General features: G+C 62.2%; 12 protein-coding genes and 1 pseudogene. 1 reads left to right on the top strand and 12 read right to left on the bottom strand.

Annotated elements, in window-relative coordinates:
* Positions 1-264: 264 nt before the first annotated feature.
* The 7 genes from VOM14_RS27775 to VOM14_RS27745 all read right to left on the bottom strand — a co-directional run bounded on the left by VOM14_RS27775 (position 265) and on the right by VOM14_RS27745 (position 10,015).
* The gene (locus VOM14_RS27775) at positions 265-2,952 is read right to left on the bottom strand and encodes an excinuclease ABC subunit UvrA (protein WP_327631933.1); all 2,688 of its coding nucleotides are present in this window, start codon (positions 2,950-2,952) and stop codon (positions 265-267) included.
* A gap of 372 nt (positions 2,953-3,324) precedes the next feature.
* On the bottom strand, positions 3,325-4,953 hold the full coding sequence (locus VOM14_RS27770; protein WP_327631932.1) for an FGGY-family carbohydrate kinase: 1,629 nt from the start codon (positions 4,951-4,953) through the stop codon (positions 3,325-3,327).
* Positions 4,954-5,022: 69 nt separating this feature from the next.
* On the bottom strand, positions 5,023-5,751 hold the full coding sequence (locus VOM14_RS27765) for an SDR family oxidoreductase (RefSeq protein WP_327631931.1): 729 nt from the start codon (positions 5,749-5,751) through the stop codon (positions 5,023-5,025).
* Positions 5,752-5,776: 25 nt separating this feature from the next.
* Entirely contained in the window at positions 5,777-7,060 is a 1,284-nt protein-coding gene (locus VOM14_RS27760) for a sugar ABC transporter permease (protein ID WP_327631930.1), read from the bottom strand.
* Between the two features lie 25 nt (positions 7,061-7,085).
* Positions 7,086-7,889, bottom strand: coding sequence for an ATP-binding cassette domain-containing protein (locus VOM14_RS27755; RefSeq protein ID WP_327631929.1), 804 nt, complete (start codon positions 7,887-7,889; stop codon positions 7,086-7,088).
* Positions 7,890-7,959: 70 nt separating this feature from the next.
* On the bottom strand, positions 7,960-9,015 hold the full coding sequence (locus tag VOM14_RS27750) for an ABC transporter substrate-binding protein (RefSeq protein WP_327631928.1): 1,056 nt from the start codon (positions 9,013-9,015) through the stop codon (positions 7,960-7,962).
* 10 nt (positions 9,016-9,025) lie between these two features.
* Complete coding sequence (locus VOM14_RS27745) at positions 9,026-10,015, bottom strand: AraC family transcriptional regulator (protein ID WP_327631927.1); 990 nt, start codon at positions 10,013-10,015, stop codon at positions 9,026-9,028.
* Between the two features lie 687 nt (positions 10,016-10,702).
* Between VOM14_RS27745 and VOM14_RS27740 the strand changes: the two genes are divergently transcribed.
* Positions 10,703-11,161 carry a hypothetical protein gene (locus VOM14_RS27740; protein WP_327631926.1) on the top strand — a complete coding sequence of 153 codons (459 nt, stop codon included), beginning with the start codon at positions 10,703-10,705 and terminating at the stop codon, positions 11,159-11,161.
* Between the two features lie 211 nt (positions 11,162-11,372).
* On the opposite strand, the gene VOM14_RS27735 is transcribed toward VOM14_RS27740, so the two are convergent.
* From VOM14_RS27735 to pyk, 5 genes and pseudogenes are all read right to left on the bottom strand, one after another.
* Entirely contained in the window at positions 11,373-11,759 is a 387-nt protein-coding gene (locus VOM14_RS27735; protein WP_327631925.1) for a hypothetical protein, read from the bottom strand.
* 140 nt (positions 11,760-11,899) lie between these two features.
* Positions 11,900-13,204 (bottom strand): annotated as a pseudogene (locus tag VOM14_RS27730) (methyl-accepting chemotaxis protein); the annotation flags it as partial.
* Positions 13,146-14,405 (bottom strand): MFS transporter, encoded by a 1,260-nt coding sequence (locus VOM14_RS27725; RefSeq protein ID WP_327631923.1) that lies wholly within the window; start codon positions 14,403-14,405, stop codon positions 13,146-13,148. The gene VOM14_RS27725 and the pseudogene VOM14_RS27730, both read right to left, overlap by 59 nt.
* Before the next feature lie 33 nt (positions 14,406-14,438).
* Positions 14,439-14,783: a hypothetical protein gene (locus VOM14_RS27720; RefSeq protein ID WP_327631922.1), complete on the bottom strand. Its 345-nt coding sequence runs from the start codon at positions 14,781-14,783 to the stop codon at positions 14,439-14,441.
* Between the two features lie 97 nt (positions 14,784-14,880).
* Positions 14,881-16,299, bottom strand: a complete 1,419-nt coding sequence (gene pyk, locus VOM14_RS27715) for a pyruvate kinase (RefSeq protein ID WP_327631921.1) — start codon at positions 16,297-16,299, stop codon at positions 14,881-14,883.
* Between the last annotated feature and the right edge of the window lie 2 nt (positions 16,300-16,301).

Below are 16,301 nucleotides of genomic sequence, written 5' to 3'. Positions count from 1 at the left end.
CTGCCAACACATCGCGCTGCTGACATCGACCAGTTGCTGCCTCATCGTTGGAAACCTGACGTAGCCGCGATATAACCTCAGCTCGCGCCAGCGCTACCTGCCGTGCCTTCCCCGGGCGCTTACGGCGTATCGGGTTTTCGACCCAGTTATGCCGACTCCCCGGTTATGCCGCGTTCTGAATCCACGGGCACAACATGCCAGCGGCCCTCTGTTCGATTTCCGAAAGAGAAACACGGAACTCGCTAGCGTACATGTTTCCTTCTTTCATGCTACGAGGTGCTGCCGCAGATACGCCGCGGTGCGGCTTTCCTTCGCGCGCACGACCTGGGCCGGTGTGCCGCTCGCCACGATCTCGCCGCCGGCGTCGCCGGCGCCCGGGCCGACGTCGACAACCCAGTCGCTTTGTGCGGCCACCCGCATGTCGTGCTCCACCACGACGACGGTGTTGCCGGCATCCACGAGTTCCTGGAGTTGCACCATCAGCCGGTCGACGTCGGCGGGATGCAGGCCGGTGGTCGGTTCGTCGAGGATATACAGCGTGTCGCCGCGTTGCGCGCGTTGCAGTTCCGTGGCGAGCTTGATGCGCTGAGCTTCGCCACCGGACAATTCAGTGGCGGGCTGACCGAGCCGCAGATAGCCAAGGCCGATGTCACGCAGCACTTTCAGTGCGCGCATCGCGCTGGCTTCGTCGGCGAAGAAATCGCAGGCGGCGTCGACGGTCAAGCCGAGCACCTCGGCGATGTTCTTATCGCGCCATGTGACTTCCAGCGTCTGCGTGTTGTAGCGCGTGCCATCACAGGTCGAGCAGGGCGCATAAACGCTTGGCAGGAACAGTAGTTCGACGCTGACGAAGCCTTCGCCTTCACACGTCGGGCAACGGCCTTGCGCCACGTTGAACGAGAAGCGGCCCGCGCCGTAGCGACGCTTGCGAGCCAGTGGCGTGTCGGCGAACAGCTTGCGCACGTGGTCGAAGAGGCCCGTGTAGGTGGCGAGATTGGAACGCGGCGTGCGGCCGATCGGTTTCTGATCGACGCGCGCGAGGCGGCGCAGCGCGTCCATGCCTTCGGCAATGCGGCCGCCGGTCGGCGCGCTCGCGCCCGCGAGCAACGGGTCCTGCTCGTCGTCGTCCGGGTTTTCAAAGACGCGTCCAAGGTGGCTAGCGACCAGTTCCGGCAACGCCTGGCTCACGAGGCTCGATTTGCCCGAGCCCGACACGCCCGTGACGGCAGTCAGGCAGCCGAGCGGAAACGCGGCGTCCAGCCCACGCAGATTGTTGCGCGTGATGCCGGCGAGCCGCAGCCAGCCGGCCGGTTCGCGCGTCGCGCGTGCGACGGGCGCGGGCGGCGCAAACAGATGCTGGCGCGTATGCGACGCTTCGACATTCGCGAGGCCGGCGGGCGGCCCGCTATAGATCACATGGCCGCCGGCTTCGCCGGCCGCGGGACCGACATCGACGAGCCAGTCTGCGCACCGCATCATCTGCAGATCGTGTTCGACGACAAACAGCGAATTGCCCGCGGCCTTCAGGCTTTGCAGCGCGCTGAAGAGCGCTTCGCCATCCGCGGGGTGCAGGCCGGCCGACGGCTCATCGAGCACATACACGACGCCGAACAACTGCGACGACAACTGCGTGGCGAGTCGCAAGCGCTGCAGTTCGCCGGATGACAGCGTGGGCGTACTGCGCTCCAGCGCGAGATAGCCCAGACCAAGATTGACCAGAGTCGTCAGGCGTTCGAGCAGCTCGGCTGCAATGCGTTGCGCGGCGACGCGTTTTTCCTCGGACAGGTTGGGTGTGCGCCGCACGTCGGGCGACGCTTTATGCGCGGAACCGCCTGCGGCGATCCGTTTATCGACGGCATCGCGCATGGCGCTCCTGCTGAGCACGCTGCCTTTGCCGGCGTCTTTGCCCGAATGAGCGGCATCCCGCTCGGGCCATTCGCCGCGCGCGATCGGTTCGAGCATCTCGGCAAGTCTGGCCAGCGGCAACTGAGCGAACGCGCCGATGTCGAGTCCGGCGAATTTCACCGACAGCGCTTCCTTCTTGAGCCGCTTGCCATGACAGGCCGGACAGACGCTGCCAATCATGAAACGCGACACGCGTTTTTTCATCAGCGCGCTTTGCGTGTTCGCGAACGTGTGCAGCACATAGCGGCGTGCACCGGTGAATGTCCCTTGATAGCTTGGTTCGTCCTTGCGCTTGAGCGCGGCACGCGTTTCTTTCGGCGTGAGTCCGGCGTAGACGGGCGCGGTCGGCTGTTCGTCGGTGAAGAGAATCCAGTCGCGGTCTTTCTTCGGCAAATCACGCCACGGTTTATCGACGTCGTAGCCAAGGGTCACCAGAATGTCACGCAGGTTTTGTCCGTGCCACGCGGGCGGCCATGCAGCGATTGCGCGCTCGCGAATGGTCAGCGAGTCGTCGGGCACCATCGATTTTTCCGTGACCTCGTACACGCGGCCAACTCCATGGCAAGTCGGACAGGCGCCTTGCACCGTGTTCGGCGAGAAATCCTCGGCGAACAGCATGGGCTGCTTCGACGGGTAGTCGCCCGTGCGCGAATAGAGCATGCGCACGAGACTCGACAGCGTGGTCACGCTGCCAACCGACGAGCGCGCACTCGGCGTGCCGCGCTGCTGCTGCAACGCGACCGCGGGTGGCAGGCCTTCGATGGCGTCCACTTCGGGCACGCCGACCTGCTCGATCAGGCGCCGGGCATACGGCGCGACCGATTCAAAATAGCGCCGCTGCGCTTCGGCGTACAACGTGCCGAATGCCAGCGAAGATTTGCCCGATCCGGACACGCCGGTGAAAACGACCAGCGCATCACGCGGAATCTGCACATCGATGTTTTTCAGATTGTGTTCGCGAGCGCCGCGCACCCGCACGAAGCCGGTGAAGGCGGGTTCCTCGGACGGCGGCGGCGTCGAGCGAGCTTTGTTGTGGATGGGGTCCATATCGATGAGTGGCGAATAAGCATGGCCCTGCGGGCGAGCGCTAGTGAAGTCGCACAGAGCATGCCCGACGGTTATATGGCGATGAGGCCAGGGGAGGCAGGGCGCACGCACCCCTGTCAATCGAGAAATGACCGCCTGTCATTGAAGCGCCTAATCCGCGCGCAGAGCGCGGTGGCAAACGGACGCGTCACTGGCGGCGCAAAAGAGGGCAGTCACTGCCTTTCGACGCGACACGGATCGGTCATCCCAACGTCTGTTGTAACCGGATTAGCGGCCTCTCGACCAGCGGCATCGCTTGCGTCGTCGTTCTAGTGACACGCGGTTGCAAGCTACGCAAATACGCGTCATTTGATGTTTGTTTCGCGGTGCCGGCTAACGAATCTCCCTGGCGACAGCCTGCAAGCGCGCGAACGCAACGAACCGTGCATCATGCAACGCGCGTACATCGCGATGGGGTTCGTAGACTTTGCTGACCTGAGACATAACGCCCATCGCAGTCTGCATATCGTTGAATTGCCCGCCTGCCACGGCGCCAAGAATCGCAGCGCCGAGAAGAACGGGCTCCTCCGCCCGCGCGGCCAGCACCGGCTTGCCCACCGCATCGGCGAGCAACTGACGGACGAGATCGTGTCGGCCCGCTCCTCCGCTGATCATCACCCGTTCGATCGGTGCGCCCGCCGACGCCTGAGTCTCGACTATCTGGCGCAAGCCATATCCGATACTGCAGATACCCGCGATATAGAGCGATACAAGACTGTCGAGGTCGGTTTCCATGCCGAGGCCCGCGATCACAGCTCTCGCATGCGGATCGGCGAACGGTGCACGGTTGCCCAGGAATTCGGGAACTACGTGCACGCCTTGCGCCAGTTTCACGACGTCGGACAAAGTGTCAGACGCCTGCGTCGCGAGATTGGCGAGCATCGCGGGCAGTGACTGTCCGACTTCCTCCGAACGGCTTCGCGCCTCGGCGGTTGCCGGATGCAGCGTGAGCAGCCTTTCGATGGCCGCGCCCGCAACGGACTGGCCGCCCTCGTTGAGCCAGGCGTTCGGGACCATCGCCGAGAAATACGGCCCCCAGACGCCAGGGACGAACACCGGTTCGCGGGTCGTAGTCATCGTGCAGGACGACGTTCCGAACACATAGGCCAGGCAGGCTTGCGGCTCGCCTTCGGCGCCCACCGTGCCGATGCCGCCCGCGTGCGCATCGATCACGCCCGCGGCAACCGGCGTCCCCGCGCGCAAGCCGAGTTGCGCCGCTGCCTCTTTTGTCAGGCCGGTTCCCAACGGCGTGCCGGGTTCCACCACCTTTTGCCCGATGCGGGAAAAATCTTCGTCCGCCAGCAAGCCCAGTCCGACGCTGCGAAAATAGCTCTCGTCCCAACGACGCTCATGGGCAAGGTAGGTCCACTTGCAGGTGACCGTGCACGTGGATCGCGACAGGTCGCCCGTCGAACGCCACGTCAGAAAGTCGGTGAGATCGAAGAACTGCCATGCATCGTCGAATACGGCGGGACGATTCTCGAGAAGCCACAGCAGCTTCGGCGTTTCCATCTCCGGAGATATCTTGCCGCCCACATACTTCAGGACATCGTGCCCCGCGGCGTTGATGCGTTCCGCCTGCTCCACGGCGCGGTGATCCATCCAGACGATGATGTCGCGCTCTGCCTCCTCCGACGGCCCCACCGGTAGCGGCTTGCCGCCCTGGCCCAGCACAACCAGCGAGCAGGTCGCATCGAACCCGATCCCGACGATCCGTTCCGACGACACATCCGCCTGCGCAACCGCATCCTTGACCGCGTGACAGACGGCGCCCCAGATTTCGGTGCTGGATTGTTCGACGATGGACCCGCTCCCGCGATACAGCGTGATGTCGTGCTTCGCCGTCGCCAGCATGCGGCCGTCGAGGTCGAAGACGCCCGCGCGCGCGCTGCCGGTGCCGACATCCACGCCGACGACAAACCGCGCGTTCGTTGCGTCCTGGATCGTGTAATCAGAAGTCATGGCTTACTGCCTGTTCAAGCGTTGGGTCGATGTCGAGGGACATCCGCGCCCCTCGCATGGCGGTCGGTCTCAGAGATCGACCGCGTTCGGAAGGATCACGAGGTCGCGAATGGTCACGTTGCGCGGGCGCGTCAGCATGAAAAGCACGCAATCGGCCACTTCCTTCGGCTGCATCAGGCTGCCGGATGCGAGCGCCTCGTCCATCTTCGCCTTGGGCCAGTCGTCTAGCAACGCGGTCACGACCGGCCCCGGCAATACCGAGCCCACGCGCACGCCATGCTTCGAGAGCTGTCGCCGCGTCGTGTGCACGAAGGCCTGCACCGCAAACTTCGAAGCGGTGTAGATCGGCTCCCAGACCACCGGTACCACGCCCGCGATGGAGCTGGTGAAGATAATGTCGCCGGACTGCTGCTTCACCATGTGCGCAAGGACGGCGTGCACCGAACGGAACGCGGCATTGATATTCAGGTTCAGCATGCGGTCCCATGCGTCGGGATCGCCTTCGGCCACTTCGCCGCCCACGTACGCGCCGGCATTCGCGTGGAAGATGTCGAGGCCGCCAGCCGCATCGAGAATGCGCGGCAGCAGGCCCGACACTTCCGCGGGGTTCAACAGGTCGGCGACGAGGGGCAATGCATCGGGACCGAGCTCCGCGCACAGCGTATCGAGCCGCTCTTTGGCGCGATCGATCAGCACGACCTTAGCGCCATGAGCAATCAGCTCACGCGCGCATGCCAGACCGATCCCCGACGCGGCACCCGTAATGGCCGCGACTTTTCCCTTGATTGCGTCAGTCATTCATCCGTCTCCTGGATATTTGAAATCAGGCGCGACCGTGCGAGACGCGCGATTGCCGGGCAAGCGAATCGACGATCACCGCAATCGCCAACACCGCGCCCGTGATCATGAAACGCAGCGAGGACGACAGGTTCAGCAGCGTCAGTCCGCTCGCAATCGACTGGATCACAATGATGCCCAGCACCGCCGAGTACGCGCTGCCGCGCCCGCCGAAGAGACTCGTCCCGCCAATCACCGCCGCTGCAATCGCATTGAGATTGACGTCCCCGGTGCCGGCCTGCTGACTGGCCGATGCGAGTCGCGCTGCCGACAGGACGCCGCCGAGCGCCGCGAGACCCGAGCAGAGCACAAAGGCGCTCATATAAATGCCTTTGACGTTGATGCCCGCGCGCCTTGCTGCTTCTTTGTTGCCGCCGACTGCGTGCATCGAACGGCCCCATCGCGTGCGTCTCAGCATGTAGTCCATCACGACCGCAAGCGCCAGAAACAGCGCGAACAGCAGCGGAATGCCGCGTCCCCGGTTCAGGTATGCCACCACGACTTCCAGCAGCACGGTAACGACGATGCAGCGCGTGAGCAGACTGCTCATCGACGGCGCCGAAAGGTTCGACGCGCGGCGGCGCTGGTGCGTGCGCATCCCGAGGACCAGCATGACGACGCCCGGCACGAGCGCAATCACATACGATACGACCGGCGGCAGCACGATCAGCTGTCCGAGGTTGACCATCGACGAACCATAGGGCAGGTTGATGGAGCCGCTCGCGCCGAGCACGTAGAGTTGCAGCCCGAGCAAGGCGAGCAAACCGGCCAGCGTCGCCACGAAACTCGGCATCCCGAGGCGGTTGAGCAGCGATGCATACAGCGCGCCGACGACCACGCCCACCACGATGGCCGCAACGATCGCCAGCCCCACCGGCCAGCCGTGGTTGACCCAGAGCATGCCCACCAGCGCGGAAGCGAAACCGCTCATCGAACCGACGGAGAGGTCGATTTCGCCCACCATCAGCACGCACACGATACCGAGCGAGATGACGCCGATGGTCGAGCAGTCGAAGAGCAGGTTGACCAGATTGTTGGCAGACAGGAAGACCGGATTCAGGCTCGTGAAAACGGTCCAGATGATGATGAGACCCGCGACGACGGGCAGTGAACCCAGATCACCCGACTTCACCTGATCGACGAACGCCGAGACCGTGCCTCCGATGCCCGTGGCGTGTTTCACGCGCACATCGCTGCGATCCAGCAATGGGGAAGGCTGATCGGGCTTCTGCGGATTTCCCTGCGGAGCACCCTGGACCTGGTTACTCATGATCGTTTCTCCCACTAGGCATTCATTAGGCATTCGTTTGAACCTGACGCCGGTCGGCGCGGCGCGAGACTGCGTTCTCGGTTGCGCCGGTGATCGCGGCGACGAGCTCCTGATTCGACGAGTCGGGATAGAAGACGCCGTTGTTCTTGCCGAGCCGGAGCACGACGATCCGGTCCGCCACGGCGCGCACATCTTCCATGTTGTGGCTGATGATGATCACTGCGTGTCCGCGATCACGCACGCGTTCGATGAGATTCAGCACTTCCGCGGTCTGCGCGACGCCCAGCGCGGCGGTCGGCTCGTCCAGCATGATCAGTTTGGGGTCGAGCAGCAGAGAACGTGCGATGGCAACGGTTTGCCGCTGGCCGCCGGACAGCGATGCCACCACATCGCGCACATCGGGAATGCGCGCCGACAGTTCGTTCAGAAGGGTCCATGCCCGCATCTCCATCGATACTTCGTCCAGGCGCATGGGACCGAGCTCTCGCCCGAGGAAAATATTCGCGACGACATCGAGGTTTTCACACAGGGCGAGATCCTGAAACACCGTGGCAATGCCCAGATCGAGCGCCGCTGCCGGGTTCGCCAGCATCACTTCGCGACCGTCGAAGGTGATCGTGCCCGAGCTCGGCTGGTGCACACCTGCCAGCACCTTGATGAGCGTCGATTTGCCCGCGCCGTTGTCGCCCACCAGCGCGACGACTTCTCCGGCATGTACGTCGAGTTCGATGTCCGTCAGGGCCGAGACCGCTCCGAAGTGCTTGGATATGTTGCGCAGACTAAGCACCAGGTTTCCCGGGGCGGGGCGCTTCGTGGAGTTGTCAGTCATGGACCGTACCTCTGCATGATTGAATGAAAACCCCCGTGCGGCGCCGGTGTTGGTCCGGCGCCGCGCCGGTTCAGTTGGTGATGCCGAGCTTCTTGCAGCCTTCCGCGTAACGGTCGGTACACAAGGTCTTGGCGCTCGCGAAACCCTTGTCGACTACTTCGGCCTTTAGATTCTTCGCCGTGATGACCGTCGGCGTGAAGAGCTGCGTGGGCGTGTTGAAGAGCGTCGTTTCGCCCTTCGCGGCCTGTCCGGACAGGAACCCCACGGCGACCTTGGCCGCGGCCGCCGCAACGGTTTCGCTCGGCTTCAGGATGGTGTTGTACTCGTCGCCGGCGATGATCAGTTGCAGACCCGCGATGGTTGCATCGTTGCCCGTCACCGGCGGCACCGGATTCACGCCAGCCGCCTTGAAGGCCGCGACCGTTCCGCCAGCCGTGCCGTCGTTTGCCGCCACGACGCCGACGATCTGCGACGGGAAGCGGGTGATCTGTCCGCTGACCCATTGCTGAGCCTTCGGCGGCGCCCATTCGGGCGTGTCGTACTCGGCCAGCGTCTTGTAGCCGCTAGACGCGAGGCCGGAATGGATGCCCTTTTTGATCAGCCCCGCTGCGGCGTCGGTGGGAGAGCCGTTGACTTCGAGAAGACCTCCCTTGTTAGTCGGCACACCAGTCTCTTTCAGATGCTGCACAAGCGACTGGGCGATCATGCGGCCGATGCCTTCGTTATCGAACGAGACATAGTAGTCAGCCGGCGTCGATGGAACCGGGCGATCGTATGCAATCACCTTCACGCCCTGACTTTGCGCCAAATGAACCAGCGCCGCCGCCGCGGTTGAATCCACCGGGTCAAGCACGATTACCTTTGCGCCCTGTGCGATCACCGAGTTGAACTGCTGCTGCTGAGTCGCAACGTCCGCGTTCGCGTTCTGGTAGAGCACCTTGCAGTCGGGACACAGCTTGGACATCGTTGCTTTGAACCCTGGGAAGTCGTGCTGTTCGTAACGGGTGGACGCCTGGTCCGGCATCAGGAACGCGACCGTACCCGAAGGTGCCGCCATTGCCGATCCGCTTAGCATACCTAACGTGATGGCGCTGATGCTGCCAACGAGTGTCGAAAGCTTCTTCATACAGTGTCTCCTATGCTTCTTCGATGGCGGCACTTGCCGCCGCGTGTTGTCGCGCCGAACCGGGCGCGTCGGATCCGCTTGCCGCATTGAGTTGCTGATAACCACGCCACCTGGAAGGCGACATGCCCTTGAGCAACAGAAACTGACGGTTGAAGTTGGACAGGTTGTTGAATCCGACCTGATAGCAGATATCGCTGATACTCAGTTCCCCGGACATCAGCAACTGGCACGCAAGATTAACGCGTAGCCGGTTCACGTACTGCACGAAAGGCACGCCGGTATGGCGGCGAAAGTATCTGGAGAATGCGCTCACGCTTTGGCCTGCCAGACCTGCCAGGTCAGTTTCGCGAAGTTCCTGCGCAAGGTTCTTGCCGATGTACGTCAGCACATGATTGATACGCGTCTCGGCGTAGCGCGCCGGATCAGCCCGATAGGCGGCGCTTGCCAGCTTGACTGGCCCCTTGCTTTGAAGAAGGAGGGCGAACAGCGATACGAAGAGCGCGATCCGCCGCATTCCCTGCGCGTGCAGCATCTCACGCATGATCGGCTCGGCGGCGGCGCCTGTATCCGGAGTGAACAACACACCCCAGCCCGACGCCTCAAGCAGATCAGTAACCTTTCTGAATTCCGGAAACGCATCGATTGCACGCATCACAAATTCAGAATCGAACTGCAGCACCAGGCATCGTTCGCTCACTGGCTCGCCCCGCGGCACATTGCTCACCCAGTTGTGCGGCAGATTGGGCCCGGTCATCACGAGATTGCCAGGCGTGAAATCTCCGATGTAGTCACCGACGAAGTACTTGCCCGTCGTGGCGGTGATCAGGTGAAGCTCGTACTCGGGATGGAAGTGCCAGCGCACCGTGCTGTAAGGATAGCCGTGCGACCACACTTTGAACGATTCGTCGCGCGATACGGCGACCAGCTCCAGGTCGGGCTCAGCAACACGGGGGCGACGGCGAGGGCTGCCTTCGCCCGCATCGGTACTGTCGTTCGTCACGTCTGTCTCCATGGGCCACCGTCTTTGTCGACGATTGTTCGGTTGTCACCGCTTCCATGGATCGAAGAATAGTGGATGACGCAAAATTTCACTACACAGGATAGGACACACCTCTGATATTTTTTTGCATTCGGGAAAGCCCTATCGCGTTTCATAGTCAAAAATCGTGCAGTGCAGCAGGTTTTGCAGGCACGGACTGCGGCGACCACGGTCTCGCGAGGCGCATCGAAGTCAAATTTTTGGTAGGCCCCAACTTTCGCCACGCGAAGGGGCCATTCCTCTCCCTTTTCCTCTTCAACTGAAGCACGAGCTGTCGGCAAATCCTTTCGCCGCACGCGCGCGTTCGCTAATTGCGGCATACCAACCCGCAGCCAATGTGCCGCTCCCTATCGCCGAACTTCGGCAATGGCGGAGAAGCGCCGTTCGGCCGTTGCAGATCGAATGCTCGCGTGCTATTGCGTAACCGATCCTTGAGCTACCGAACAAAGGTTACCGAACAAAAGCCGGAGAGATCGTTGCTTCATGAGTCAGATCCAATAGCATGCCCGCCCGCTCACCTCGCGAACCCAGTCCAAAAAGCAGGCACGCGCAAGTGCGTGTAAATTAGCATCTCGTAGTATGCGACCCGGCACTGGGTCTTCGGATCGGTGCCGTCCGAGTCTGTCCTGAAGTTGCACAGGAGCCGGTATGAGCATGAAACACAACAAGAAAGGTCATCTCGAAGCTGCGGCGTCACACCACGAGCAGGCTGCGCGACATCATCGTGAGGCGTCTCGACACTTCGAGGCCGGTCGAGATTTTGCACACGCCGCACATCAGGCAATAATGGCCCATGGCCACACGTTGCATGCGATCGATCAGGCACACGAAGCAGGCGCGCACAGCGCCGCTCCGGCGTCGATTACCACTCCATCCACCGACTCAGGCGCAAGTGCCGCGGAGGTGGCCAAACATCATGCGGCGGCCGTGGAGCTTCACACGCAGGCGGCACAACATATACGCCACGCTCTCAAGATCTTCGATCAGGATCGAAGCGCGGTCTCTCACGACGCACAACTAGCTCTCTCGCTTTCTCTGCGCGCGTTGTGCCACGAGAACGAAGCAGCCAAGCTATTTGTCACGCTCGCGACCAGCGGCGCTTCCTGAGGATGATTCAATTCAACTGATCACATTGCGTTTCGTCGAGTCCTTAGAGCGGTCCGGTATCCGTTGATACCGCGTCATGAGTGCACTCGAAGCTGAATCGTTTTCTGCGCAGCATGCGCGCTTTAAAGCAGCAGGTTCGCACGGATCTACGTTCGTAAGACGGCTGTGGAGATCCGTGCATTGAAACGTACAGGGTAATCTGGCGTGCCACTCAAGACCGGGCCTTTGCCAGCAAGTCTGTTGCGATAGACTTCGCATGCGCTACGGCCTGTTGCGCGTCCATGAAAACACCGAGCTGCTCCCAGTGCTCCTCGACCGCGTACGTTCCTTTCATGCTGAGTGCCCTTTGAACGCGCAACTGCGCCGCATACGTGCCGTCCTGCAATGGTCGCGCAGTCGCTATCACCTTGTGCGGAAGGTCGGATCTTTCCGGTTGAAGCAACTCGACAGCACTGCCAGGTATGCCGATATTTTTCAACTCGTTCCTCGCTTTGCAATCCGGGCAGTAAAAGCACCACCCCTGGTCCTCGTGAGCGGATCTGACCTGACCGCGAGCTAGCACGGCGCGACATTCAACGTTTTCGCAGATGAACGGCATAGCAGTCTCCGGAGTTGTCTGGAAGAAATCCTAGCATGTCCGCCTACCGCCAACCATCGCATTGTTGCCGTGCCTAAGGCTAAGGAAAACCCGCATGCGCCATCTGCCGGCGCTATGCCGGCTCATCCGATGTATGCGATTCACGCCTTTTCGCTCAGCCTGAAGGCCGATACGGCTTCTTCAAGGTGACGCGCCTGCGCCTCTAGAGAAGCGGCCGCCGCCGCAGCCTGTTCGACAAGCGATGCGTTCTGCTGGGTTACCTGCTCCATCTGTGAGACAGCCTGACCGATTTGCACGATGCCGCTCGCCTGTTCCGTCGACTCAGCCGAGATCGCCTGCACGATGCTTGCGACTTGACGCACGGCATCGACGGTATCGTCGATGGTGACGCCTGCGTGCGCGACGAGTGCATTGCCGGACTGTACTTTCGAAAGCGAGGCATTGATCAACGTTCGAACTTCTCGCGCCGCTGCCGCGCTACGCCCCGCAAGGGCACGCACTTCGCCTGCGACCACAGCAAAGCCGCGTCCCTGTTCGCCGGCCCGCGCGGCTTCTACTGCGGCATTCAAGGCAAGAATGTTTGTCTGAAACGCAATGCCGTCTATTGTGCCGATGATCTCGGCGATTTTCGCCGAGCTATCCGTGATTTCGTTCATGGTGGACACCACGCCGCGCACCACCTCTCCGCTGCGCGTCGCGATTTCTGCCGCGGTGATCGCAAGTGTGCTGGCTTGCCTTGCATTCGCCGCGTTGTTGGTCACTGTCGAGGTTAGCTCTTGCATGCTCGCAGCGGTTTCCTCCAGTGCGGTGGACTGCTCTTCCGTCCGAGAGGACAGATCAAGATTTCCAGCGGCAATTTCCCGGGCTCCCACATTCACCGAGTCGGAACTGCTGAGTACTTGTTGAACCGTGTGAGCGAGTCCTGATTTCATTCTGGCGATCGCGGAATGCAGTTGACCTACTTCGTTTTCGCCGGCACTGGTAATGTGAATGGTCAAGTCGCCATCAGCTACGCGATGCAGTAGATTCGCGGCTTCCGCCAGCGGCGCAACAATGAGCGCCCGCAACGCAAAATGCACCGCTCCAATGAGCCCGAGCGAAATCAGCACGCCAACCGTGACCAGTGCCACGATCAGACGATATCGCGCACTGCCGCGATCGGCCTCCGCCTGCGCAAGCGCAGTGGTCTGCTGCTGAAACAGATCGATCGCCTTCGAGTAATCAGCTCCTGAACGCGTCACGTCGAGTGTGTTGATCGCCACGAATGCTGCAACATCATTCGCGCGTAACGCGTCGATCGCGCGCTGCATCGCTTTGGAGTGAAGTTGAGCAGCGCGAATAATGCCGTCCCGGAGCGCATTATCCTGCCCGACGAACGGCGCTGCGTCAGCGAATACCTGCAGTTCCTTGCGGGATTTCGTGACGCTCGACTGTGCATCGTCGAGCGTCGCGGTAACCGCCCGTCACGTTCTTGAGCCAGCCGATCGCGAACGGACCGACGAAGCCGCCCAGATTGCCGATCGAATTGATCATCGCAATCCCGGCCGCCGCGCCGGCACCTGAGAGGAACATGCTCGGCATGGCCCACAAGGGCGCTTTGGCCGCGCTGATGCCAATGTTCACGATCACAAGCGCCAGGATGATCATCAATGCAGTGGTGGCGTTGCCCGCAAACAGGAAGCCAAGACAGGCCAGCGCACACGGAATGACGACGTGCCACGTGCGCTCTTCCGTGCGGTCCGAATGCTTTGCCCACAAGATCATTGCGACCACGGCGAGGATGCTCGGTATGCCCGCCAGCAGCCCCGTTTCGAACGAGCCAAAGCCGTATTGGCGAATGATCAGCGGCGCCCACAAGCCGAGCGTGTAAAGACCCGCTGACGTGCCGAAGTAGATCAGCGCCAGCGCGAGCACGCGCGGATCGCGCAGGGCGCTCAGTGCGCCAGCGGTGTGGCCGGCATGTGACTGCTTCGCATCCGCTTCGAGCTTCAGCTTCGCGATCAGCCATTCGCGCTCTTCCTGCTGCAGCCATTCTGCTTTCGACGGCGTGTCCGTCAGATACTTCAATACGCAGAAGCCGAGAATGATCGCGGGAACCGCTTCAAGGATGTAAAGCATCTGCCAGTCGGCGAGACCCGCGATCGACGGGAGCTTCATGATCGCGCCGGAAATCGGCGAACCGATGGCGGTGGATATCGGCGCGGCGGCCATGAACCATGCCGCGGCAACTGCACGTTGACGCGATGGAAACCACAGGCTCAGATACAGGATGATGCCGGGGAAGAAACCCGCTTCGGCGACGCCCAGAATAAAGCGTAACGCGTAGAAACTGTTCGGCCCGACGACGAACGCGGAAGCTGCCGATACGATGCCCCACGACACCATCACGCGGGCAATCCAGCGACGCGCGCCGACCTTGTGAAGAATCAGGTTCGACGGCACTTCGCACAGGAAGTAGCCAACAAAGAAAAGTCCGCCACCGAGCCCGAACGCGGTCGGCGACAGGCCAATGGCCTTGTTCATCGACAGTGCGGCGAAGCCCACGTTGACGCGGTCCAGAAAACTCACGAAATACAGCAGCATGACAAACGGGATGATCCGCAGCATCAGCTTGCGGGACACCCGGCTTTCGAGTTCGGAAATCATTGTCTCCTCCTTGGAGGCTTGAGCATTGCTCTTTTAAAAATGGACTATGTCTGTGCGTGGTCCGGCCGCCGCTGTTCCTGCTTTTATGGTTTTCGGCTGGCAGACCGGAGTGCCGACGCTCCTCGATACGAAGCCGTGTCGCCAAGTTCGGCTTCGATCAGTCACAGCGCAGCGCCTCCGACAAACGCGGCACGCCGACTGCGTCCTCGCGACATATCGGTAGAGCGGAACCTTCGCTGCGGCGGCCGCCGCCTTGGCCGTGGCCAGCGAAAGCGCGAGGATCGCGTCCGCGCCCAGGCGCGCTTTCGTCGGTGTGCCGTCGAGCTGGATCATGCGGTTATCAATGCTCGTCTGCTCGTGGACGTCGAAGCCCGGCAAAGTCTGCCGCAGCTCGCCGTTGACATGATCGACAGCCAGCCTGACAACTTACCGCCATACCGGAATTTGCCGCCCTCAATGCGGGCCATTACACGCCTCACAGGATTTGAGCAATGCGCAGCAGATTGGTCGTGCCGGGGGTGCCGAAAGGCACGCCCGCGGAAATCACGACGGTCTGTCCTGTTTCGCCAAATCCTTCTTCGCGCACGGTCTGGCAGGCGAGTTCGCTGACTTCCTGCACGTCGATGACCTCGTCGCAGAGAACTGGATGCACGCCCCACGCCAGGGCGAGGCGCCGGGCGGTGATCTGTCTCGGCGTCATGCCGACAATCGGCGCGCATGGCCGTTCGCGCGCCATGCGCAAGGCCGAGTAACCGGAACTCGTGTACGCAACTGTCGCCACCGCGTTAAGCAGGCCGGTGACGTGCCGCATCGCGTAGCCGATCGCGTCCGACGCGCTCGCACGGGGCGCCGCGTGCGACGCCGCGATCACTTCGCGGTAGTAGGGATCACGCTCGGTCTGCGAGATGATGAGGTCCATCATTCGAACGGCTTCCACCGGATATTTGCCGCTTGCCGATTCGGCCGAGAGCATTACCGCGTCAGCGCCGTCGTAGATGGCAGTGGCGACGTCCGACGCTTCGGCGCGTGTCGGGACCGGCGCCGCGACCATCGATTCGAGCATCTGCGTTGCAACGATCACCGGCTTGCCCGCCTTGCGGCAGGCGCGAACGATGCGCTTCTGGATCGCCGGCACCTGTTCAGCCGGCATCTCCACGCCGAGATCCCCGCGCGCGACCATCACGGCGTCGGCTTCTTCGACGATGGCCTCGAGGCCGCCGATCGCCGCCGGCTTCTCGAGCTTCGCCACAATGCCGACGCGATCGCCGACGATCCTGCGGACCTCCACGATGTCCTCGACACGCTGCACGAACGACAGCGCGAGCCAGTCGATGCCGAGCGTCATGCCGAACTCGAGATCGCGGCGGTCCTTCTCCGTCATTGCGGATAGCGGCAGCACGACGTCCGGGACGTTCACGCCTTTGCGCTCGGAAAGAGGGCCGCCCACGACGACGACAGTTTCCGCGAAGTCAGGGCCGCAGCGTTCGACGCGCAACTGGACGCGCCCGTCGTCGAGCAGCAGGTTGGTTTGCGGCTTGAGCGCCGCAAAGATTTCCGGATGCGGCAGCGAAACACGCGCGCTGTCGCCGGGCGTCTGTGCGTCGAGATCGAGTCGAAACGCAGCGTTCTTTTCCAGCACGATCGGGCCGTTTGCAAATGTGCCGATGCGCAGCTTCGGACCCTGCAGATCGAGCAGCACGCCGATCGGCCGGCCCGCGTCTTCTTCGATCGAGCGAATGATGTCAAGACGTCGTTGATGATCGTCGTGCGTGCCATGGCTGAAATTCAGGCGGAAGACATCGGCGCCCGCGTTGAACAGCGCTTCGATGGTGTCGCGGCTGGTGCTCGCGGGGCCCAACGTCGCGACGATTTTGGCATTACGGTGGCGGCGCATCT

This window comes from Paraburkholderia sp. MPAMCS5, from assembly GCF_036016995.1.
Taxonomy (GTDB): Bacteria; Pseudomonadota; Gammaproteobacteria; order Burkholderiales; family Burkholderiaceae; genus Paraburkholderia.
The sequence above is the reverse complement of the archived record's forward strand: the minus strand, read 5'-3'. Positions and strand labels throughout refer to the sequence as shown.